The organism is Amycolatopsis sp. NPDC006125 (genome assembly GCF_040614195.1).
Classification (GTDB): Bacteria; Actinomycetota; Actinomycetes; order Mycobacteriales; family Pseudonocardiaceae; genus Amycolatopsis_E; species Amycolatopsis_E tucumanensis.
Genome location: NZ_JBEXTZ010000122.1, coordinates 1 through 22763, shown reverse-complemented (window position 1 = coordinate 22763; position 22763 = coordinate 1). Strand labels below are relative to the sequence as shown.

The following is a 22763-nucleotide window of genomic DNA, read 5'->3' as shown; positions in this document are numbered from 1 at the left end:
GTCCCCGGCGGCTGCGCACCGCCGACGACGACCGCCGCGTGGACGGCCTGCTGCGCTCCTCGCTCCGCGCTCGCGTCGCCACCTAGCCCCCGGCCCGCCGGTCCAGCTCCGCCAGGATCTCCGGCCCCAGCTGCGTCACGTCGCCCGCCCCCATGGTGACCAGCAGGTCGCCGGGCTTGACGAGGTCCGCGGCCAGCGCCACGGCCCGGTCGAACGCCGGCTCGTAGTGCACCCCGGCGCCGGTGATCTGCTCCGCGATCAGCGCGCCGCTGACGCCCGGCTCCGGCTCCTCCCGCGCGCCGTAGACGTCCAGCAGCACGACCTCGTCGGCCAGCCCCAGCGCCTCGGCGAACTCCGCGGCGAACAGCTTCGTGCGCGAGTACAGGTGCGGCTGGAACACCACGACCACGCGACCGTTCCCGGCGGCGTGCCGCACCGCGCGCAGCTGCGCCGCGACCTCCGTGGGGTGGTGGGCGTAGTCGTCGTAGACCCGCACGTCGCCCGCGCGGCCCTTGAACTCGAACCGGCGCCGCACCCCGCCGAACGCGGCCAGCCCCTCGGCCAGCCCGTCCAGCGGCGCGCCCAGCTCCAGCCCGGCCAGCAGCGCGGCCACGGCGTTGAAGGCCATGTGCTCGCCCGGCACCGCGACCCGCACGTCGGTCTCGGCGCCGTCCAGTGCGATCCGGATGATCCCGCCGCTGTCGGCGGGCCGGTAGTCCAGCACCTTCGCGTCGCCGGGGTCCGTCACCGACCGGCCGTAGCGGCGCACCCGCACGCCGGCGGCCGCCGCGTGGTCGCCCAGCGCGTTCGCGGCCTCGTCGTCGGCGCACACGACCAGCAGGCCGCCCGGCTCGATCCGGCGGGTGAACTGCGTGAAGACGGCGGTGTAGGCCTCGGCGGTGCCGTGGTGGTCCAGGTGGTCCGGCTCGACGTTCGTCACCACCGCCACCGACGGCGAGTAGCTCAGGAACGACCCGTCGCTCTCGTCGGCCTCGGCGACGAACAGCCCGCCCTCGCCGTGGTGGGCGTTGGCGCCGGACTCGTTGAGGTCGCCGCCGATCGCGAACGACGGGTCCAGCCGGCAGTGCTGCAGCGCCACGGTGAGCATCGACGTGGTCGAGGTCTTGCCGTGCGTGCCCGCGATGCAGGCGACCCGGTGCCCGGCCATCAGCAGCGCCAACGCCTGGGCGCGGTGCAGCACGGGGATGCCGCGCTCGCGGGCGGCCACCAGCTCCGGGTTGCTCTCCTTGATCGCGGTCGACACGACCACCGCGGACGGGCCGCCGGGCAGCGCGTCCAGGTTCTCCGGGCGCTGCCCGATGCCGATCTCGGCGCCCTGCGCGCGCAGCGTCAGGAACGCCCGGGAGTCCTTCGCGTCCGAGCCGGACACGTGGGCGCCGCGCGCCAGCAGGATCCGTGCGATGCCGCTCATGCCGGCGCCGCCGATCCCGATCAGGTGGGCCCGGCTCAGCTCGGCGGGAACGTCGCTCACTTTCCGCACACCTCCAGGACGATCCGCGCCAGCACCTCGTCGGCCTCGCGGTGGCCGAGCCCGACCGCCGCCGAGCTCATCTCCGCGACCCGGGCGGCGTCGGTGACCAGCGGGACGACCAGCTCGGCCACCTTCGCCGGGGTCAGGTCGGCGTCGGGCACCAGCAGCGCCGCGCCGGCGTCCACCGCGGGCCTGGCGTTGATCGCCTGCTCGCCGTTGCCGTGCGGCAGCGGCACGAACACCGCGGGCAGCCCGACCGCGGACACCTCGGCCGCGGTCATCGCGCCGGACCGGCACAGCACCACGTCGGCCGCGGCGTAGGCCAGGTCCATCCGCTCCAGGTAGGGCACCGGCACGTACGGCGGGCGGCCCGGGAACTCCTGCACCACCAGGCTGTTCTTCGGTCCGTGTGCGTGCAGCACGCCGATCCCGGCCTCGGCCAGCTCCTTGGCCGCGCCGGACACCGCGTTGTTGATCGACTGGGCGCCCTGCGAACCGCCGAACACCAGCAGCGTCGGCGCGTCCGGGTCGAGCCCGAAGTGCGCGCGGGCCTCCGCCCGCAGCGCCGCCCGGTCCAGCGAGGTGATCGACCGCCGCAGCGGGATGCCGACGACCTCGGCGCCCGGCAGCGGCGTGCCCGGCACCGCGACCGCGACCCGCTTCGCGAAGCGCGCGCCGACCCGGTTCGCCAGGCCCGGCGACTGGTTTGCCTCGTGCACCACGATCGGCACCCGGCCGCGCGCGGCGAAGTACGCCGGCAGCGACACGTAGCCGCCGAACCCGACCACGACGTCCGCGCCGACCCGGTCCAGCACCTCGCGCGTCTGCTTCACCGAGTCCCGGATCTTCAGCGGCAGCCGCAGCAGATCGGTGGTCGGCTTGCGCGGCAGCGGCACCGGCGGGATCAGCTCCAGCGGGTAGCCGCGCGCCGGGACCAGCTTGTTCTCCAGCCCGCGGGACGTGCCGAGTGCGACCACCGTGGCGTCCGGCCGCAGCCGCCGCACGGCGTCGGCCAGCGCCAGCGCGGGTTCGATGTGTCCGGCCGTGCCGCCGCCCGCCACCACCACGGTGGGAGCCACGCCGGTAACCGCCTTGCTCACTTGCTCCTACGTCCCTCTCCGCACTGAACTTCCCCGTCTGGCCGGCGTCGACCGCCGGCGCTCGGGCGCCTGCGCCGATCGTGCCCCGCGGGCCGAGGGCCGGTCACCGCGGGGTGCCGGACGGCCGCTCCCCCGCCGCCGCGCCGGCGGCCGGTAGACCTCGGGGGCGGGCAGGCGCAGGAGACGGCCGAACTTGCCCGGCCCCTGCGACCGCAGCGCCGCCACCGACTCCGGCTCGTGCCGTGCGGCGTTGGCCAGCAGGCCCATCAGGAACATGGTGACCCAGATCGACGTGCCGCCCGCCGAGATCAGCGGCAGCGTCACGCCGGTGACGGGCAGCAGCCCGACCACGTAGCCGATGTTGATCCCGGCCTGCGACACCGTGAACACCGTCAGCGTGCCGGCGGTGATCCGGATCCACGGGTCCAGGTTACGCATGGCGATGCGCAGGCCCACGATCGCGAGCCCGACGAACAGGCCGATGACCACGATGCAGCCGATGAACCCGAGTTCCTCGCCGATCACCGCGAAGATGAAGTCGTTCTGCACGTTGGGCAGGTAGGACCACTTCGACGGCCCCTGCCCGAGGCCCTTGCCGAACAGACCGCCGTCGGCCAGCGCGTACTTGGCCTGCGTGGCCTGGTAGGCGGCGCCGCTGGTGTCCGAGCCCGGCGACAGGAACGACATGACCCGCGACATGCGGTAGGACGCGGTCAGCGCCAGCACCACCGCACCGGCGATGCCGCCGGCGAGGATCACCGCGAACAGCCGCTTGGGCGCGCCGGCGAACCACAGCAGCGACATCAGGACCACGCCGAGCGTGATCGTGCCGGACAGGTTGGGCTGCGCCATGACCAGCGCGAACATCAGTAGCGCGACCGGCACCACCGGCACCATCAGGTGCCGCCACTGGTGCAGCACGTGGTACTTGGTGACCAGCACGTGCGCGCCCCACAGCGCGAAGGCGACCTTGGTGAACTCGACCGGCTGCACCGAGAAGCCGCCCACCACGAACCACCGCTGGGCGCCGCCGCCGGCCGAACCGAGCGGCGTCAGCACCAGCGCCAGCATCACCAGGCACACCAGCACGGCCATCGAGGACAGCGCGCGGGTCCGCTTCAGCGGCATCCGCAGCGCCACCCAGAACACGACCGACCCGGTGAGCACGAAGATCAGGTGCTTCTTGAACAGCGCGTACACGCCGGAGCCGGTGTCCGGGTCGACCGAGGCCACCGAGGACGCCGACAGCACCATCACGATGCCGATCGACGTCAGCAGGCCGGTCAGCGCCAGCACCAGGTGGAAGTCGGCCAGCGGGCGCGACAGCCACGCGGTCAGCGCGGTGAACGTGGCGCGCGCCGGGCTCTGCCGGTCGCCCCGGTCCCGTCTGCGCGGCGCGCTGTCCTGCTCCTTGTCCTCAACGACCGTCATCGGCAGACCCCGTCGCACGGGCCAGGACCGCGTCGGCGAAGGCGTCACCCCGATGGGCGTAGTTGCGGAACATGTCCAGGGACGCCCCGGCGGGCGCCAGCAGCACCACGTCACCGGGCCGGGCCAGGTCGCTGGCCACCGAGACCGCCTCGTTCATGGCCCCATCGTCACCCGAGGCGACCCGGTGGACGGGGACATCCGGCGCGTGTCGCGCGAGAGCGGCCGCGATCACCGGGGCGTCGGCGCCCATCAGCACGACGCCGCGCAGCCGTCCGGCGACCACCTCGACCAGCTCGTCGACCGCGGCGCCCTTGAGCTGCCCGCCCGCGATCCACACCACGCTGGAGTGCGCGAGCAGCGAACCGGCGGCGGCGTGCGGGTTGGTGGCCTTGGAGTCGTTGACGTAGCGGACCCCGCCGAACTCGCCCACCTCGACGGCGCGGTGCGCGCCCGGCTGGAACTCGCGCAGGCCCTTGGCGACCCCGGCGGGGTCGATGCCGTACGCGCGGGCCAGCGCGGCCGCGGCGAGGGCGTTGGCGAGGTTGTGCGGGCCGGCCGGGCGCACCTCGCTCACCGAGATCAGCTCGTCGGCGGAGTGCTGCGGGTCCGGGCCGTAGGCGCGGTCGATCAGCAGGTCCTCGACCAGACCCAGCTCGCCCGGCCGCGGGGTGTCCAGCCGGAACCCGACGCGCTTCGCCCCGGCGGGGGCGTACTCGCCGGCCAGCCGCACCGACCACGGGTCGTCGGCGTTGTGCACGACGACGTTGGAGTGGGCGTGGATGGTGCCCTTCGCGGCGGCGTAGGACTCCATCGTGCCGTGCCAGTCCAGGTGGTCCTCGGCGAGGTTGAGCACCACCGAGGCGTGCGGGGCCAGCGTCGAGGACCAGTGCAGCTGGAAGCTGGACAGCTCCACCGCCAGCGCCTCGTAGCCTTCGAACACCGCGTCCAGCACCGGCAGGCCGATGTTGCCGCAGGCCAGCGCGTGCACCCCGCCGGCACGCAGCATCGACTCCAGCATGCCGACCGTGGTGGTCTTGCCGTTGGTGCCGGTGACCGCGAGCCAGGTGGCCGGGTTCGGCAGGTCCCGCGAGGCGCGCCAGGCCAGCTCGACGTCGCCGATCACCTCCACACCCGCCGCCGCGGCGGCCACCAGCAGCGGCGCGGTCGGGCGCCATCCGGGGCTGGTGACCACCAGGTCGGTGCCCGCGGGCGGTTCGGTGAGGCCCGGGGCCAGTTCGGCGCCCAGGCCGTCCAGCTCGGCCAGCCGCTCGGCGTTGCCGTCGGTGACCGTGACCCGGGCGCCACGCTCGGTCAGGGCCCGCACCGCCGATTTGCCGGTGACCCCGGCGCCGGCGACGAGCACGTTGCGTCCGGCGAACACGACTAGCCTCCCGCGCCCAGCTGTTCGGAGTAGAACAGGCCGAGGCCGAACATGCAGCAGATGGCGGCGAGCAGCCAGAACCGGATGATCACCGTGGTTTCGGCCCAGCCGGCCAGCTCGAAGTGGTGGTGGAACGGGGCCATCCGGAACAGGCGGCGGCGCGTCGTGCGGAACACCGCTATCTGCAGCACCACCGAGATCATCTCGACCATGAACAGGCCGCCGATGACGATGGCGAGCAGCTCGGTGCGGGTGGTGATGGACAGGCCGGCGACCAGGCCACCCAGCGCCAGCGAACCGGTGTCCCCCATGAAGATCTTCGCGGGCGCGGCGTTCCACCACAGGAAGCCGACGCAGGCGCCGGCCGCGGCGGCCGCGACGACGGCGAGGTCCAGCGGGTCGCGCACGTCGTAGCAGGCGGCCTGCGGGGTCACCACGCAGGACAGGCGGGCCTGCCAGAACGCGATCACCACGTAGGTGGCCAGCACCATCGCCGAGGTGCCGCCTGCCAGCCCGTCCAGGCCGTCGGTGAAGTTCACCGCGTTCGACCAGCCGGAGATGACCACGTAGCAGAAGATCACGAAGATCACCGCGGGGAAGGTGATCAGCGCGAGGTCACGCACGTAGCTGAGGTTCCGCGAGGCCGGGGTGAGGCCGTAGCGGTCGGCGAACTGCAGCGCCAGGATGCCGAAGGCGACCGCGACCACGAGCTGGCCGACCAGCTTCGCGGTCTTGTTCAGCCCCAGGTTGCGCTGCTTGCGGATCTTGATGAAGTCGTCGAGGAACCCCACCACGCCGAGGCCGACCGCGAGGAACAGCACCAGCAGGCCGGACGCGGACGGGCCGTCGTTCGCGGAGCTGCCGGAGCCGATCCAGTTCATCAGGTGCGCGGCGAAGTAGCCGACCACCATCGCGATGATGATCGCGACCCCGCCCATCGTGGGCGTGCCGCGCTTGGACTTGTGGCCCTGCGGGCCCTCCTCGCGGATCTCCTGGCCGAAGCCCTGCCGGGAGAAGACCCGGATGAGGTAGGGCGTGAGCAGGATGGAGACCAGGAGACCGATCGCGGCCGCGATCAGAATGCTGATCACGCAACACCTTCCTTGAGCAGTGCGTCAGCGACGAGCCAGAGCTCGGCGACCTTCGAAGCCTTCACGAGCACGACGTCACCGGGTTCCAGCTGCTCGCGCAGGAGGTCGATCGCGGCGGCGGCGTCGGGCACCAGCACGGACTCCTCACCCCACGAACCCTCGTGGCTGGCGCCCTGGTGCATCGCGGCGGCCTCGTCTCCGACCACCACGAGCCTGCTGATGTTGAGCCGGACCGCGAGGCGGCCGATCTCGTCGTGCGCGGACACGCTATCGGCACCGAGTTCGCCCATCACACCGAGGACCGCCCAAGACCGCCTGCCGCGGCTGGCCGAGGCCAGCGTCTTGAGCGCGGCGCGCATCGACTCGGGGTTGGCGTTGTAGGAGTCGTTCATGACCACGACGCCGTCGGCCCTGGTGGTGACCTCCATGCGGCGCGCGGAGCGGCGCTGGGCTGCCGACAGGCGCTGCGCGACCTCCTCCACGGTGGCGCCCAGTTCCAGCGCGATCGCGGCGGCCGTGAGCGCGTTGCCGACGTGGTGCTCGCCGTACAGCGACAGCGTCACCGGCGCCTCCCCGGCCGGGGTGATGAGCCGGAAGGAGGCGCGGGCCTGCTCGTCGAGGGTGATGTCCTCGGCGCGCACCTGCGCGTCCGGGTGCTCGCCCACGCCGACGACGCGGGCCGTCGTGCGGCTCGCCATCGCCGAGACCAGCGGATCGTCCAGGTTGAGGACCGCGATGCCGCCCTCGTCCGCCGACGGCAGCGCCTCGACCAGTTCGCCCTTGGTCTTGGCGATGGCCTCGCGCGAGCCGAACTCGCCGACGTGGGCGCTGCCCACGTTGAGCACGGCGCCGATGCGCGGCGGGGCGATCTCGGCGAGGTGCGCGATGTGGCCGGGGCCGCGGGCGGACATCTCCAGCACCAGGTGGCGGGTGCGCTCGTCGGCGCGCAGGGCGGTCCACGGGTGGCCCAGCTCGTTGTTGAACGACCCGGGCGGCGCGACGGTCTCGCCCATCGGCTCGAGCAGCTGCGCGATGAGGTCCTTGGTGGAGGTCTTGCCGGAGGAGCCGGTGACCCCGACGACGGTGAGCCCGCCGCCGGACAGCTCGATCACCACGTGCCGGGCCAGCTTGGCCAGCGCGGCCAGCACGGCGGCGCCGGAGCCGTCCTTGTCGCCGGTCAGCGCGAGCGCGCGCTCGTGCGCCTGGCCGGGCGGCAGCGGCGGCACGATCACCGCCGGGGCGTCGACCTCGCGCGCGGCCAGCACGCCGGCGGCGCCGCTCTCCACCGCCTTGGCGGCGAAGGCGTGCCCGTCGACCTTCTCACCGGGCAGGGCCACGAACAGCCCGCCCGGGGTGAGGCGGCGCGAATCGAACTCGACGCTGCCGGTGACCGTCTCGCGTCCGTCGGTGCGGTGCAGCCGCCCGCCGGTGACGGCGGCGATCTGCTCCAGGGTCAGCGGGATCAACGGGTCTCCTGGTTCTCTTCGAGCCGGCGCCGGATCGCCGCCGCCAGCTCGTCGCGGTCGGAGAAGGGGTGCACGACGCCCGCGGCCTCCTGGCCGGTCTCGTGGCCCTTCCCCGCGATCAGCACGACGTCCCCGGGCCCGGCGAGCTCGACGGCCTTGACGATCGCCTCGCGCCGGTCGCCGATCTCCAGCACCTCGCCCGCGTCGTGACCGGCCGCGCGGGCCCCGGTCAGCATCGCGGCGCGGATCGCGGCCGGGTCCTCCGACCGCGGGTTGTCGTCGGTGACGATGAGGACCTCGCTGCGCTTGGCCGCGGCCTCGCCCATCATCGGGCGCTTCGCGGTGTCCCGGTCGCCGCCGCAGCCGAGGACGGTGATGATCCGGCCCTCGGTGCGGGCGCGCAGGGCGTCCAGCGCCTGCGCCACCGCGGCCGGCTTGTGCGCGTAGTCGACGACGGCGGTGAAGTCCTGGCCCAGGTACACCCGCTCCATCCGGCCGGGGACCTCGACGTGCGCCAGGCCGGTGACCGTCTCCTCCAGCGTGACGCCGCAGGTCTCCAGGATCGCCGCGGCCAGCAGCGCGTTGGCGATGTTGAACGTGCCGGGCAGCGGCAACGTGGCGCGTGCGGTGCGGCCGGCCGGCGAGTGCAGCGTGAAGCTCTGCTCACCGGTCGGGGTGGTGGCGAAGTCCGTGGCGGTCCAGCTGGCGTCCACGCCCGGCTCGGTGGTGACGGTGATCGTGTGCGGCGTGACCAGCGCCTGGCCCCACGCGGTGTCGATGCACACCACCTCGGTGGTGGAGCGGCCGTCGAACAGCAGCGACTTGGCGGCGAAGTACTCCTCCATGTCGCGGTGGAAGTCCAGGTGGTCCTGGGAGAGGTTGGTGAACGCGCCGACGGCGAAGCGGGTGCCGTTGACACGGCCCAGGGCGAGCGCGTGGCTGGACACCTCCATCGGCACGTGCGTGACGCCCTGCTCGACCATCACCGCGAGCAGCGCCTGCAGGTCCGGGGCCTCGGGCGTGGTGAACGCGCTGGCCAGCCGCTCCCCGGCGATGCGGGTCTCGATGGTGCCGATCAGGCCGGTCACGTGCCCGGCGGCGCGCAGGCCCGACTCGACCAGGTAGGTCGTGGTGGTCTTGCCCGACGTGCCGGTGATGCCGAGGACGGCGAGCTCCAGCGACGGCTCGCCGTAGATCCAGGCGGCCATCGAGCCGAGCACCCCGCGCGGGTCCGGGTGCACCAGCACCGGGACGCCCGCCTCACGCAGCGCCGGCCGGTCCGCGCCCGCCTCGTCGGTGAGCACCGCCGCCGCCCCGGCCGCGATGGCCTCCGCGGCGAAGTCCGCCCCGTGCGCCCGCGCGCCCGGCAGCGCGGCGAACAGGTCGCCGGGCAGGACGTGCTGAGCCCGCAGGGTGGCCCCCGTGACGACCGTGTCGCCCGGCCAGTGCGGCTCGCCGACCAAGCGCGCGTCCGCGCGCGCGACGAGCGTGGTGAGCGGGACCGGCTCGATGCGGGTCGGCCGTGGCGGCGCCACCGCCGCCTTCACCGGGCTGTCCGGTACCCGCCCCTTCGCTTCCTGCGACATGGTGCTGCTTCCAGACGCTTCCACCGACACAGCACGGAAGGTTACCGAGGTGGTTTTCCCCGTCCGCGAGCCGGTACTCCTAGCGCTTGTGTCTCGATTGGACAGCGACGGCAATCCCCGCGACGCCTCGCCGGGCGAGGCTGGTGCTGGGGCGGCTCCGCCGCTGATGGGCGGACCTCAGGGCAGCACGAGCGGCACGTACGGCGCCGCGCCCTCGGACAGCGGGATCTGGAACCGCTGCGTCAGGTACGAGGCGATGTCGTGGAACAGCGGCGCCGCCGAGTGGCCCGCGGGCAGCGTGGTGTCCGGCGCGTCCAGGCGGATGCCCACCACGAACCGCGGGTTGTCGGCGGGCAGGATCCCCGCGAAGGTGATGTTGTAGAGCGTGTCGCTGTACGCCCCGGTCGCCGGGTTGACCTGCTGGCCGGTGCCGGTCTTGCCGGAGATCTGGTAGCCCTCCAGCGCCGCCGTCGGGGCCGTCCCGCTGTTGCCGTTCTTCCCGGTCTGGGTGACCGCGCGCATCATGTTCCGCACCGTCGTCGCGGTCTCCGGGCTGACCACCTGCGTCGTCTCCGGCGCGGCCTTCGGCACCACCGTGCCGTCCGGGCGGATCTCCTCCTTGACGATGCTCGGCTGCACCCGCAGGCCGTTGTTCGCGATCGCCTGGTACATCGCCGTCATCTGCACCACGGTCATCGACAGGCCCTGCCCGATCGGCAGGTTGCCGAACGTGGTGCCGGTCCAGGTGTTGCGCGGCGGCACGAACCCGCGGCTCTCCCCGGACAGGCCCAGGCCCGCGCTCTGCCCGATGCCGAAGCGCTTGAGGTAGTCCAGGTACTTGTCCGGGCCGAGCTGCTGGGCCAGCAGCAGCGTCCCGACGTTCGAGGACTTGGCGAAGATGCCGGTGACCGAGAAGTTCTGCGTCCCGTGCACCCACGCGTCGTGGACCGTGTGGTCGGCGACCTTCAGCGAGCCGGGCACCTGCAGCACCGACTCGGGCGTCACCAGGCCCTGGTCGATCGCCGCGGTGGCGGTCACGATCTTGTTCACCGAGCCCGGCTCGAACGGCGTGGACACCGCCTGCAGGTCCATCAGCGATTGTGTGTAGGTCTTGTTGTCGTACGGGTCGAACGTCGCGTCGTCGGCGATCGCGTAGATCTCGCCGGTCTTCGCGTCCATCACGACCGCGCTGGCGCCCTTGGCGTGCGACTGCCGCACGTAGTCGGCCAGCGCGTTCTGCAGGAAGTACTGCGTGTCCGAGTCGAGCGTGAGCACCACGTCGTTGCCCGGGGTCGCCGGCTGCACGTCCCGCTCGGTGCCCGGGATGATGACGTTGTCGTTGCCCTGCTTGGTGTCCGCGACGTAGCGGCCGGGCTGCCCGGCGAGGTCGGAGTTGAGCGTGTACTCCAGCCCCGCCAGGCCCTGCAGGCTGTGCTTGGACACGTCGGGGTCGTCCATCCGCCAGTTCGCCAGCCCGACGACGTTCGAGGCCAGCGTGTCGCCCGGGTACTCGCGGGCGGCGCGCACCTCGGCGCCGATCTCCGGGAAGGCCTTGGTGATCTCCTCGGCGATCGACGGCTCGACCCCGTCGACCAGGTAGGTGAACGACGTGGTCTTGCGGAAGTCGGCGAGCAGCTCGGCCTCGGTAACCCGGCCGGGCAGCTTGGCGGCGATGAACTTCGCCGCGTCCGCCGCGCGCGTCTCGTAGTTCTGGCCCCCCGCCGGGTTCTTCGCGGCGACCTCGTCCCACGCCTTGCGCATGGCGCGCAGGTTCACCGACAACGCGCGGGTTTCCACGGTGAACGCGAGCTTGACGTTGTTGCGGTCCACAATGGACCCGCGCTTGGCCGGGATCGGGATGGTGGTGCTGCGCTGGCTCTCCGCCTTCGCCGACAGGGCCGCGGCCTGGAAGCCCTGCACCTGCACGAGCTTGAGACCTGCCAGGACGAGCACGGCGACGAGCGCGATGCGCACGCCGACGTAGCGCCCCTTGCCGGTGGCGGCGTTGGGCTGGCCGGCCACCTGGCGCATGCGGGCGCCGTAGCTGCGGCGTCCCGGCCGAGCCATCACTGCCCTCCCGTGGTCTGCTGTCCCGGCGCCTGCGTCTGCCCGCCGGCAGGCGGCACCTGCGCCTGGTCCTGCGGCTGGACGACCTGGCTGTCGCCCTGCGGCACGTCACCCTCGATCGGGCGGCCGCCGACCGGGGTGCCCTGCGGCACCACCGGCGCGGTCTGCTGCTGGGTGACCGGGGCGCCCTCGGCCTTCTTCGGCTCGCCGACCACGGTCACCGACCCGTCCGGGTTCACCACCAGGTGCGCCGGGTCCTTCGCGGGGACCATGCCCAGCGCCTTGGCCCGCTCGGCCAGCGACGACGGCGACTCCGCGCCGCTGACGTCCTGCTGCAGCTGCTCGACCCGCTCGGCCAGCGCGGCGTTGTCGTCGCGCAGCTGCTCGAGGCGGTAGGAGTCGGCGATCGCCTGCGTGGACAGCAGCAGCGTGACCACCACACCGGCGGCGAGCAGCACCATCACCAGCAGCACGAACGTGGCGCGCGACCGAGGCAGCCGCAGCTTCAGCCGGGTCTTCTCGCGCTCCGGCTCGGGCGTGGTGCGCTTGAGGCCCTCGGCGCGCTGCGCCCGCCGGGCGTAGGCGCGCTCGGCGGCGGTGGTGCGCTGAGTCTGCTTGGCAGGCTGCCGCCGGGGGCGGCGCTTGGCCGGTACCGGTGTGCCCAGGCCCTCCTCGGCGGGGGTGTCCGAACGGCGCGGGCGCCGTCGCGGCTCGGCACCGGCCTGCCTGCGTGTCCGCGTAGGCGCTGTCATGCGTCCGCCTCCTTGATCCGTTCCGCCACCCGCAGCCGCACGGACGCCGCCCTCGGGTTCTGTTCGATCTCTTCCTCGCTCGCCTTCTCGGCGCCGCGCGTGATCAGCTTCAGTTCCGGCCCGTGGCCGGGGAGTTCGACGGGCAGGCCCGGCGGGGTCCGCGACTTCGCCAGCTCCGCGAAGGCCTGCTTGACGATGCGGTCCTCCAGCGAGTGGTAGGACTCCACGACGATCCGGCCGCCGACCGCCAGCGCGGACAGCGCCGCGGGGATCGCCCGCCGCAGCACCTCCAGCTCGCCGTTGACCTCGATGCGCAGCGCCTGGAACGTGCGCTTGGCCGGGTGGCCGCCGGTGCGGCGGCTCGCCGCGGGCACCGCGTCGTAGAGCAGCCGCACCAGCCGCTCGCTGCGGTCGAACGGCCGCCGCGCCCGCTCCGCGACGATCGCCTTGACGATGCGCTGGGCGAACCGCTCCTCGCCGTACTCGCGCAGGATCCGGACCAGCTCGCCGGGCTCGTAGGTGTTGAGCACATCCGCCGCGGTCTGCCCGGTCGTGGGGTCCATCCGCATGTCCAGCGGGGCGTCGCGGGCGTAGGCGAACCCGCGCTCCTCGGAGTCCAGCTGCATGGAGGACACGCCGAGGTCGAACATCACGCCGTCCACACGGGACAGTCCCAGCCGGGCGAGGACGTCCGGCAGGGTGTCGTAGACCGCGTGCACCAGCTCGACCCGGTCGCCGAACTTCGCCAGCCGCGCGCCGGAGCGTTCCAGCGCGTGCGGATCGCGGTCCAGGCCGATGAGCTTCAGCTGCGGGAAGGCGGTGAGCAGCGCCTCGGAGTGCCCGCCGAGCCCGGTGGTCGCGTCGACCACCACGGCCGGGCGGCCTTCCAGCGCGGGAGCGAACAGCTCCAGCACGCGCCCGGTCATGACCGGCACGTGCGCGGCCTCGGCTGCCACTTCTCCCACCCCCTTACACCGTCGTCCGGATGCCGTCAGGTCCCCGCCCGCCCGCTGCGGACCTGGTGCCGGGGAAGGTGCACCAGGGCCGCTGAGCGGACAGAGGCCTCACGACATCCGTCGCCGGATCCCGCCCCCACTTGCGTTTCGCCACCCGCGCCCCCCGACGGCGCGGGTCACTAGAAGACCCCCGGCAGGACCTCTTCCTGGGCCTGCGCGTAGCTGTCCTCGTGTTCCTCCAGGTAGGACTCCCAGCGCTGGGCGTCCCAGATCTCCAAGCGCGTGATCGCCCCGATGACCACGCACTCCTTGTTGAGCCCGGCGTAGCGCCGCAGCTCGGGCGCGATCGCGATGCGCCCCTGGCCGTCCGGACGTTGCTCGTCGGTGCCCGCGAACAGGTACCGCTGGTAGGCCCGCACCGCCTCGTTGGTGAAGGGCGCCTCCGCGACCTTGCGGGCCAGCTGCTCGAACTCCGCGCGCGGGAAGACGAAGAGGCAGTGATCTTGCCCCTTGGTGACCATCAGCCCACCTGCCAGCGCGTCGCGGAACTTCGCGGGCAGCGTGAGCCGCCCCTTGTCGTCCAGCTTGGGGGTGTGGGTGCCGAGGAACACCGGCACTCACCTCCCCACCGCTCCCGGTGCTCCACCGGATGCGGCCCCTGGGGCCTCCCTTCCGCCCCACTGGGCACCACCGTACCCCACTTTTCCCCACAGTCAACGCCACGGAGATGCCCGACCGGGCGAACGTTTCGGTGTTTTCGCAGGTCAAGGCGTGGGGGGCGAAGTGGGGAGAAGGTGGGGGGCGACGGCGCCCCTCCCCCGGGCCGGTTAGCTCACGGGTCCGGTTGCGGGCGTTTTCGCGCCGTGGTGGGGGCCGGTGGGGCGGGTGGTGGGAGGAAGTGGGGGCCGTGGTGGTGGGAAGTGGGGGCCGAAGAACTCACGCACGTGAGGGTGGGACTCGGGAGAGCCCCGAGACTCCGACACTCGGCGGCACGAGTTCGGCGCGCGAGGTGCGCGGCAGTTGCGTGGGTTGAGCGGCCGGTTGCGTGACCTTCGCCCGGACCGGTCTCAGCCGACCAGGTCGGCCAGCCGCGCGGCGAGCCGGGCCGAGTCGGCAGGCACCACGTTCACCCACGGCGCTCCCCCGCGCCCCGGTTCCACCGTGCCCAGGTACGCGCCCTGATCGGTGCGGAACCAGCTCACCCCGCCGACCCGCCGCGGCCGTCCACCCTCGCGCACGCGCACCGTGAACTGGCCCGCCCCGAGCACCGGCCGGGACTGGATCGCCCGCGCCTCCTCCAGCTGGCGCGCGGCGGCACGCGAACCGCCGTCGCCGGCGAGGGCGTCGGCGGGCAGGCTGACCCCGTAGCCGGGCCCGGGCTCCAGCGGGGGCAGCAGGTCGACGACCGCCGTGAAGATCTCCGTGTCGCGGATCCCGGACAGCCCGATCGTCCGGCTCGGCTGCGCCGCCAGCACGCCCCGTCTGCCGCCGGCCGCGGCCACCGCCCGGAACGGCGTCTCCGCGTCCAGCTCGGGCAGCGACTCGCACTCGACGTAGACCTCCGCGGTCGCCAGCGTCGCCAGCCGCGACTCCAGCGCGGAGTCCAGCCGGCCGCCGTCGAACAAGCCCCGCTCGGCCAGGTTCGCGTGCACCGCGCGGCGGATCTCGGCGCGCTCGGCCCCGGTCACGCCGACGCTGCGGACCTCCAGCGGCGACGGCACCCGGTCGTGCCCGAGGTCGTGCCACAGGATGTCGAACGCGGACGCCGAGACCCGGATCACCGCTCCCCCAGCTCCGGCGGCTCGTCGAAGAAGCGACCCGGCACCGACTCGCGCAGCGCGGCGTCGCGGGCGTTGAGCACGTCGATCGCCTTCTGGCGGGCCTCCTCGGCAGCCGCCCGCCGCTGCTCCATCGCGTCCGACAGCCCGGCCAGCGCCGCGAAACTCCCGCTCGCCGCGGCCTCCCGGATCATCGCCGCCGGGTCGTAGGGCACCGGCGGCGGCATCTCGTCCCGCGCCCGCGCCGCTATCCCGGCCTGGCGCCCGACCGCGTCGGACAAGCTCAGCGACAGCTCGGTCGCGTGCCCGGACCAGCTCTCGGCCTTGGCCAGGGTCTTGCGCAGCGCCTCCCCGGCGGGCCCGTCGAACGCCTCGCCCGCCCGCGCCGAGATCGCGCCCAGCGCCTGCGCCGACTCACGCAGCCGCGCGGCCAGGCCCGCCCACTGCTCGCCGATCCGGCCTGCCGTGGCGGGGTCGTTGCCGTCGGCGACCTCGGCCGCCATCGCCTCGTGGCTGTAGGACTCGTACCGCCGCGTCGGCTCGGGCACCTGGTTCACGCTGGCTCCCTCAGGGCAGTTTCGGCTCGATCAGCCGGGCCACGGTGTCGGCCCGCTCGCACGCGAGCGGCGTGTCCTCGAAGCCCGTGTTGGTCACGTCCACCTGCACGCTGGCCTCCTGGCCGACGCCGAGCAGGACCGCGCAGGTGCCGTCCCCGGCGCGCCGGTCGGACACCCGGAAACCCTTGTGCGCGCCGACGGTCACGCGCTTGCCGGTGCCCTTGTCGATCTCCAGCGAGTTCAGCGGGGCGTTCTCGGCGAGCGTGACGGTGACGCCGAACGTGCCGGGCTCGGTCCAGTCGCAGGCCCGGTCGGCGCCGATCGTCTTCTCCGTGCCCAGCGACGTCAGCCCGGCGGTGGAGCGGTCAGTCGCGGTCAGCAGCTCGCACGGCTTCAGCCCGGCCAGCCCCGGCGGCGACGGCGGGATGCTGGACGACGAGGGCGCGGACGTCGGCGGCGGCGGCGCCGCGGGCTGCGAAGCCGGCTGCCCGCACGCGGCGAGCAGCAGCCCGGCCCCGGCGAGCGCGACCACCACACCGCGCATCCGCTCAGCCACCGCTGCAGTCGACGCCCTCGGCGGCGTCGTCGTCGCTGTCGGAGTACCGCTGCAGCGCGCGGCGGATGTTCGTCTTGAGCGTCTCCAGCTCCTGGCCGAACCGGATCAGCGAGTCGGCGGCCGAACCGGGACCGCCCAGCCCGTAGCGGGCCATGAACTCGCCGACCTCGCCGGCGTACCCGCCGCCCAGCGGCACGGTGCGGCCCAGCACCCTGGCCTCACGCACCATTTCGCCGACGACGTCCTGCAGCTGGCTGATCTGCTGGTAGGCCCCGGCCGCCAGCTCGGGCGAGACCGCGAACGCCCCCGCGTTCACGTTCAGGCCGCCGCGCGTGTCGGTCATCGGTTCTGTTCGCACCTCTCGGTAGCCGACCGGTTCCGGAACGCAGCATAGCGCCCGAATCGAATTCAGGGTTCTTGGACCGACTTGGCCGGGGTTTGACACACTGGATGCCAGGCTGGGTGCCGGGGCGGGCGACCGCGGGCGTCACCTCCGTCCCCGGCTGTGAGATCCTTCCGCGCCGCGGCGCGGTTCAGGCGGGCCGCACCCGTGTTCCGGTTTTGAAAAAGGGCTTCGGCACCAGGAGGTCGAGTGACGTCGAGGACACAGCCTGCATCGCCCGGGGAGTACACCGGCGAGCAGGCGCCCGGGCAAGCGCCGTACCACGCCGGCGGCGCGAGCCCCGCGCACGGCCTGCCCATCAGCCACAACGGGCACGGTGAGCTGCACGAGACCATGCGCCGCATCGCGGCCAACGTCGAGCGGGTGCTCGTCGGCAAGCCCGAGGTGGTGCGCGTCGCGCTGGTGACGCTCCTGGCCGAGGGCCACCTCCTGGTCGAGGACGTGCCGGGCGTCGGCAAGACCTCGCTGGCGAAGGCGCTCGCCCGGTCGATCGACTGCACGGTCAGCCGCATCCAGTTCACGCCGGACCTGCTGCCCAGCGACGTCACCGGCGTGTCCATCTACAACCGGCAGACCGGCGGTTTCGAGTTCCGGCCCGGCCCGGTGTTCGCCAACATCGTGGTGGGCGACGAGATCAACCGCGCGTCGCCGAAGACCCAGTCGGCGCTGCTGGAGTGCATGGAGGAGAAGCAGGTCACGGTCGACACCACGACCTACCGCCTGGACGACCCCTTCATGGTGATCGCCACCCAGAACCCGATCGAGATGGAGGGCACCTACGCCCTGCCCGAGGCGCAGCGCGACCGGTTCACCGCGCGCGTGTCGATCGGCTACCCCGACCAGCAGGCCGAGCTGGCCATGGTCGACGAGCACTCCGGTCACGACCCGCTGGCCGACCTGCAGCCGGTGTCCGACGCGGCCACCCTGCACCGCCTCATCCAGCAGGTCCGCGGGGTGCACATCGCGCCGGACGTGCGCAAGTACGCCGTCGACCTGGTCGCCGCCACCCGGCAGGTGCCGGAGATCCGGCTCGGCGCGTCGCCGCGGGCCACGCTGCAGCTGGTCCGCTCGGCGCGTGCCCAGGCCGCGTTGTCCGGCCGCGACTTCGTCGTCCCGGACGACCTGCACGCGGTCGCCGTCCCGGTGCTCGCGCACCGGCTGGTGCTGACCACCGAGGCGCACGCGGCCCGCCGCTCCGCCACCGACGTGGTCCGCGCGGTGCTGCACCGGGTGCCGGTGCCCCAGGGCGGTCACCCGCAGACCGCCGGCCGCCGGTAGACGGCCGTGTTCCGGTCGCTGTCCGGGCTGACCACGCGGGGGCGGTGCCTGCTCGCCGCCGGCGTGGCGGCCGCGGTGTGCGCGGTGGTGCTCAACGAGCGCGACCTGCTGCGGGTCGCCGTGTTCGTGGTGGCGCTGCCGCTGCTGGTCGCGCTGTTCATCGCGGCGTCGCGGGTGCGCATCGGCGCGTCCCGCAAGCTGCTGCCCGAGCGGGTGTCGGCCGGTTCGGCCGGCGAGGTGGAGCTGGCGCTGTGGCGCAACGGCAAGCTGCCCGCCGGTGAGGTCCTGCTCGAGGACGGGGTGCCCTACGCGCTGGGTTCGCGGCCGCGGTTCGTCGTGGAGCGCCTGCCGCACGGGCGGGTCATCGCGCTGCGCTACCCGATCCAGCCGATGATGCGCGGCATCCAGCAGGTCGGCCCGCTGCGCGCGACGCTGACCGACCCGTTCGGGCTGTGCGAGTTCGACCGCGAGCTGATCGCGCACTCGCGGCTGGTCGTGGTGCCGAAGGTGGTGTCCCTGTGGGGGCTGCCCAGCGGCGCCGGGATCGGCGCGGGCGACGACGGCAGCGTGCGGTTGCGGGCAGGCCAGGGCGAGACCGACGTGGTGGTGCGGCAGTACCGCCAGGGCGACGACCTGCGCAAGGTGCACTGGCGCTCCACCGCGCGGCGCGACGAGATCATGGTGCGGGTCGAGGAGCGGCCGTGGCGCGGCGGGACGACCGTCCTGCTGGACCACCGGGCCGCCGCGCACCACGGCACCGGGCCGGCCGCGAGCCTGGAGTGGGCGATCTCGTTCGCCGCGAGCGTGTGCGTGCACGTGCGGCGGGCCGGGCACCGGGTCCGCCTGGTCACCGAGCACGGCAAACCGCTGGCCGACGTGCCCGGCGACGGCGGCGAGGGCTACGACAACGTCCTGCTCGACGCGCTGGCCGCGTTGCAACCGGCGCACCAGCGCGACCTGACGACCGGCCACGACCCGGCCGAGGGGCAGGAGCTGATCGCGATCCTGGGGACCGTGTCGAACCAGGCGGTGACCGAGCTGGCGCGGTTCCGGCCGCGCGGCATCCGGAGCCTGGCGGTGCTGCTGGACACCCCGGCGTGGTCCGGCGGGGTGAGCGCGCCCGAGCACCGCGCGGCGGCGACAGAGGAGTCGGCGGCGCTGCTGCGCGCGGCGGGCTGGGGAGTCGTGGTGGCCGGCCCGAACGCCTCGATGCCGCAGGTGTGGGCCGACCTGTGCCGCACGGCCGCCGGACGGGGCTCGCTGATCGGGGGTGCGCTGTGAGCGCCTTCCGTGCACGAGTTCCACGCCCAGCGGCGCGAGTTCTGCATTCACGAGCGCGAGTTCCCCGCCCGGCGCGCCAGGCGGGGTTCGTTGACCGGACGTGCGCTGTGAGCGCCCTCCACGCGCGGATCCCACGCCCAGCGGCACGAACTCTGCATTCACGAACGCGAGTTCTCCGCCCGGCGCGCCAGGCGGGGCTCGCTGACCGGACATGCGCTGCGAGCGCCCACCGTGCACGAGTTCCACGCCCAGCGGCACGAACTCTGCATTCACGAGCGCGAGTTCCCCGCCCGGCGCGCCAGGCTAGGTTCGTTGACCGGACGTGCGCTGCGAGCGCCCACCGTGCACGAGTACCACGCCCAGCGGCGCGAGTTCTGCATTCACGAACGCGAGTTCTCCGCCCGGCGCGCCAGGCGGGGTTCGTTGACCGGACGTGCGCTGCGAGCGCCCTCCACGCGCGGATCCCACGCCCAGCGGCGCGAACTCTGCGTTCACGAGCGCGAGTTCTCCGTTCGGCGCGCCAGGGGGGGTTCGTTGACCGGACGTGCGCTGCGAGCGCCCTCCACGCGCGGATCCCACGCCCAGCGGCGCGAACTCTGCATTCACGAGCGCGAGTTCTCCGTCCGGCGCGCCAGGCGGGATTCGTTAACCGGACGTGCGCTGCGAGCGCCCTCCACGCGCGGATCCCACGCCCTGCGGCGCGAGTTCTCCGTCCGGCGAGCCGGGCGGGGTGCGTTGTGAGCGCCGGCGGACCGGACGCCGGACGGACACCGGCCCGCGACCGCGCTTCCACGGCGCTGCGCCAACCCGGCTCGCACGCGCCGGCCAGCGCCCCGGCGCGGCGGCACTTCGCCGCGGCCACCACCCGACCGGCCACGCGCCGCACCCCTGCCACCGCCCGCACCCCTGCCACCGCCCGCACCGCCGCCGGCCGCCCCTCGCAAGGCGGCCCGCACCACCTCGGCTGGTCCACCGCGGCCGGCCACCTGAACTCCGGGGGAACGCTGTGACCACCCTGACCGGCCGCCCGCCGCGGCCCGATCAGCAGCCCGACGCACCCCCGCCGGGGCGGCCGGAGCTGCACCGGCCCACGCAGCGCGTCGCCGAGCCGCCGCCGCAGTGGCGGGGCTCGATCCTGGCGCCGATCGCCGCCGGGGTGGCCACCCTGTGCGCCTCCACCTCGCTGACCGGCGTCGTCGGCGGGGTGGGCTGGCTCGGGTACGTCACGGTCGCCGTCGTGCTCGTCGCCGCCACCGGGCTCGCGCTGCGGGCCATCCGCACGCCCACCGCGGTCGTCGGGCTGGCCCAGCTCGTCGTGCTGTTGCTGCTGATCACCGGCGTGTTCACCAGCACCGGCATCCTCGGCGTCATCCCGGGCCCCGCCGCGTTCGGCGAGATCAACAGCGTGCTCACCGCGGCGTTCGAGCAGATCCGCACGGGCCTGCCGCCGGTCGAATCGACCCCGCCGATCCTGTGCCTGGTGACCATCGCGATCGGCCTGGTCGCGGTGCTCGTCGACACCCTCGCGGTGGCCGCGTCCGCGCCCGCCGCCACCGGCCTGGTGCTGCTGTGCGTCTACGCGGTGCCCGCCTCGCTGGCCGACGACATGCTCCCGTGGTGGACGTTCCTGCTCGGCGCGGCGGCCTTCGCGGGCCTGCTCGCCGTCGACGGCAATCACCGCCACCGCCGCTGGCGCAACCGCGACGCCCCCGGCCTCGGCAACGCGCCCGCCGCCGCGTCCGCACCGGTCGCCGTCGTCGCGGTCGCCCTCGTGCTGGGCCTGGTCGCGGGCACCGCGCTGACCGCCGTCGGCACCGTCGGGCGCCTGCCCGGCAGCGGCCGCAGCGGCGCGGGCGCCGGCTCCGGCGGGCTGGGCGTCAACCCGTTCACCTCGCTGCGCGGCATGCTGGACCAGGGCAGCACGGTGGACCTGTTCCGCGTCCGCGGCCTCGGCAACGACAAGCGCCTGCTGCGCGCGTTCACGCTCGACACCTACCGCCCCAACCGCGGCTGGAGCCTGCCGGACGGCCCGATGCCTGCCGGTTTCCCGGCGAACCAGCCGCTGCCCGCCGCGCCCGGCGACGACGGCTCGGGCGATGCCCGCCAGATCCAGATCGAGCCGCTGAACTGGGTCGACGTGTGGATGCCGGTGTACGGGCAGCTGCGCGGCCTGCAGGGCGTCGGCCAGGGCTGGTACTACGACCCGACCAGCGGCGCGGTGTTCAGCGAGCGCAAGCAGCGGATCCCGGCCTATGTGGAGACCGCGTCGCTGGCCGAGCCGACGAAGGACCAGCTGGAGTCGGCCACCACCCGCGGCGGCGACATCCCGGCCAGCTACAGCCAGATCACCGGGGTCGACCCGCGCGTGGTCAGCCTCGCGCAGAACCTCGCGGCGGGCGCCACCACCGACTTCGACCGGGCGAGCGCGATCTGGCGGTACTTCAGCGGCGAGAACGGGTTCACCTACGACACCGAGACGGCCGCCGCGACCGACAGCGACGCGCTGGCCGACTTCCTGCTCAACGGCAAGCGCGGCTTCTGCGAGCAGTTCGCCTCCGCGATGGCCGTGATGCTGCGGGTGCTGAACATCCCGTCCCGGGTCGCGGTCGGGTTCACCTCCGGCTACGCCGACGGCGACACGCGCATGATCACCTCGCAGGACGCGCACGCCTGGGTCGAGGTGTACTTCGGCGACCTGGGCTGGGTCAGCTTCGACCCGACGCCGCGCTCCGACGGTCGCGGCTACGTCCCGCCGTACCTGCAGTCCGGCACCACCTCCAGCGGGTCCTCGGACTCGGAGGAGCAGGACGTGCCGAGCGTGTCCACCACGCGCGTCGCGCCGACCGGGGCGCCGGAGACCCAGGGCAGCGCCGCGAACCCGGGCGGCACGCAGGCCGCGCCTGCCGGTTCGGCGCCGGGCTGGACCGGTTGGATCGCGCTGGTGCTGGTGCTGGTCGCGCTGGCACTGACGGTGGGCGCGTTCGTCGCGATCCGCAGGCTCCGCGGGCGGACGGCGTCCTGGCTGCCGCTGGCCGCGGCCGCGGCGTGGCTGGTCGCCGTGGTGCTCACCGCGTGGCTGGTGCACTGGGTGCTGGCGCTGGTGCTGTTGCTGCTCGCGGCGGCCGGGCTGGCCCCCGCGGTGCTGCGGGAGATTCACCGGCGCCGCCGCCTGACGGCGATCACGTCCCACCAGCCCGGCGCGGCGGACGCCGCCTGGGCCGAGCTGATGGACGAGTGCGCCGATCGCGGCGTCCCGATCCCGCCGAGCGACACGGTGCGGGCGGCGGCGCAGAAGGTGGCCGTGCAGCACAACCTGGACGACGCCGGGAAGAACGACCTGCGCACGGTGGTCGGCGCGGTGGAGCGCTCGTGGTACTCCCCCAGCCAGTCCACCGGCGAGGACTTCGCCACGGCGTTCGAGGGCCTGCGCCGCAGCCTGGAGCGCAACGCGCCGATGTCCTGGCGCGGGCGGCTCTTCCCGCGGTCGGTCTTCCGCAAGCGCTGACCGCTCGTCACGGTCCCCGGAACGCGGCGGACCGGCGGACGACCAGCGTGGCGGCCAGCCCGCACCCCGCGGCCAGTGCCGTC

Annotated in this window: 18 protein-coding genes; 3 read left to right on the top strand and 15 right to left on the bottom strand. The window is 73.8% G+C overall.

The genetic code is table 11. From position 1 onward, the window contains the following. Positions 1–82: 82 nt before the first annotated feature. The 15 genes from murC to ABZ193_RS38045 form a co-directional block, all read right to left on the bottom strand. Complete coding sequence (gene murC / locus ABZ193_RS38115) at positions 83–1492, bottom strand: UDP-N-acetylmuramate--L-alanine ligase (RefSeq protein WP_354713515.1); 1410 nt, start codon at positions 1490–1492, stop codon at positions 83–85. Further along, positions 1489–2592: an undecaprenyldiphospho-muramoylpentapeptide beta-N-acetylglucosaminyltransferase gene (gene murG, locus ABZ193_RS38110; RefSeq protein ID WP_020423144.1), complete on the bottom strand. Its 1104-nt coding sequence runs from the start codon at positions 2590–2592 to the stop codon at positions 1489–1491. Before murG ends, murC begins: the two co-directional genes overlap by 4 nt. A gap of 6 nt (positions 2593–2598) precedes the next feature. Further along, a complete protein-coding gene (gene ftsW / locus ABZ193_RS38105) occupies positions 2599–4023 on the bottom strand; it encodes a putative lipid II flippase FtsW (protein WP_237337422.1) in 1425 nt (474 codons plus the stop codon). Further along, entirely contained in the window at positions 4010–5404 is a 1395-nt protein-coding gene (gene murD / locus ABZ193_RS38100) for a UDP-N-acetylmuramoyl-L-alanine--D-glutamate ligase (RefSeq protein ID WP_354713513.1), read from the bottom strand. Before murD ends, ftsW begins: the two co-directional genes overlap by 14 nt. A gap of 2 nt (positions 5405–5406) precedes the next feature. Continuing rightward, positions 5407–6495 (bottom strand): phospho-N-acetylmuramoyl-pentapeptide-transferase, encoded by a 1089-nt coding sequence (mraY, locus tag ABZ193_RS38095; protein WP_017981836.1) that lies wholly within the window; start codon positions 6493–6495, stop codon positions 5407–5409. Further along, a complete protein-coding gene (gene murF / locus ABZ193_RS38090) occupies positions 6492–7961 on the bottom strand; it encodes a UDP-N-acetylmuramoyl-tripeptide--D-alanyl-D-alanine ligase (protein ID WP_354713510.1) in 1470 nt (489 codons plus the stop codon). The genes mraY and murF overlap by 4 nt, the downstream gene beginning before the upstream one ends. After that, complete coding sequence (locus ABZ193_RS38085; RefSeq protein ID WP_237337420.1) at positions 7958–9547, bottom strand: UDP-N-acetylmuramoyl-L-alanyl-D-glutamate--2,6-diaminopimelate ligase; 1590 nt, start codon at positions 9545–9547, stop codon at positions 7958–7960. Before ABZ193_RS38085 ends, murF begins: the two co-directional genes overlap by 4 nt. 177 nt (positions 9548–9724) lie before the next feature. Then, on the bottom strand, positions 9725–11578 hold the full coding sequence (locus tag ABZ193_RS38080; RefSeq protein ID WP_237337454.1) for a penicillin-binding protein 2: 1854 nt from the start codon (positions 11576–11578) through the stop codon (positions 9725–9727). 35 nt (positions 11579–11613) lie between these two features. Then, positions 11614–12366 (bottom strand): hypothetical protein, encoded by a 753-nt coding sequence (locus tag ABZ193_RS38075; protein ID WP_237337419.1) that lies wholly within the window; start codon positions 12364–12366, stop codon positions 11614–11616. After that, entirely contained in the window at positions 12363–13322 is a 960-nt protein-coding gene (gene rsmH / locus ABZ193_RS38070) for a 16S rRNA (cytosine(1402)-N(4))-methyltransferase RsmH (RefSeq protein WP_237337453.1), read from the bottom strand. The genes ABZ193_RS38075 and rsmH overlap by 4 nt, the downstream gene beginning before the upstream one ends. Before the next feature lie 179 nt (positions 13323–13501). Then, positions 13502–13933, bottom strand: coding sequence for a division/cell wall cluster transcriptional repressor MraZ (gene mraZ, locus ABZ193_RS38065; RefSeq protein WP_026153053.1), 432 nt, complete (start codon positions 13931–13933; stop codon positions 13502–13504). A 456-nt stretch (positions 13934–14389) separates the two neighbouring features. Continuing rightward, on the bottom strand, positions 14390–15103 hold the full coding sequence (locus tag ABZ193_RS38060; protein ID WP_237337418.1) for an ESX secretion-associated protein EspG: 714 nt from the start codon (positions 15101–15103) through the stop codon (positions 14390–14392). Beyond that, a complete protein-coding gene (locus ABZ193_RS38055; RefSeq protein ID WP_237337417.1) occupies positions 15100–15657 on the bottom strand; it encodes a PE-PGRS family protein in 558 nt (185 codons plus the stop codon). The genes ABZ193_RS38060 and ABZ193_RS38055 overlap by 4 nt, the downstream gene beginning before the upstream one ends. 10 nt (positions 15658–15667) lie before the next feature. After that, on the bottom strand, positions 15668–16201 hold the full coding sequence (locus ABZ193_RS38050; protein WP_237337452.1) for a DUF3558 family protein: 534 nt from the start codon (positions 16199–16201) through the stop codon (positions 15668–15670). A gap of 4 nt (positions 16202–16205) precedes the next feature. Further along, positions 16206–16556, bottom strand: coding sequence for a hypothetical protein (locus ABZ193_RS38045; RefSeq protein ID WP_020423131.1), 351 nt, complete (start codon positions 16554–16556; stop codon positions 16206–16208). Positions 16557–16805: 249 nt separating this feature from the next. Between ABZ193_RS38045 and ABZ193_RS38040 the strand changes: the two genes are divergently transcribed. The 3 genes from ABZ193_RS38040 to ABZ193_RS38030 all read left to right on the top strand — a co-directional run bounded on the left by ABZ193_RS38040 (position 16806) and on the right by ABZ193_RS38030 (position 22680). Then, on the top strand, positions 16806–17894 hold the full coding sequence (locus tag ABZ193_RS38040; RefSeq protein ID WP_020423130.1) for a MoxR family ATPase: 1089 nt from the start codon (positions 16806–16808) through the stop codon (positions 17892–17894). A 6-nt stretch (positions 17895–17900) separates the two neighbouring features. Then, the gene (locus ABZ193_RS38035; RefSeq protein ID WP_237337416.1) at positions 17901–19175 is read left to right on the top strand and encodes a DUF58 domain-containing protein; all 1275 of its coding nucleotides are present in this window, start codon (positions 17901–17903) and stop codon (positions 19173–19175) included. A 1006-nt stretch (positions 19176–20181) separates the two neighbouring features. Beyond that, positions 20182–22680 (top strand): transglutaminaseTgpA domain-containing protein, encoded by a 2499-nt coding sequence (locus tag ABZ193_RS38030; RefSeq protein WP_354713507.1) that lies wholly within the window; start codon positions 20182–20184, stop codon positions 22678–22680. Positions 22681–22763: the final 83 nt, after the last annotated feature.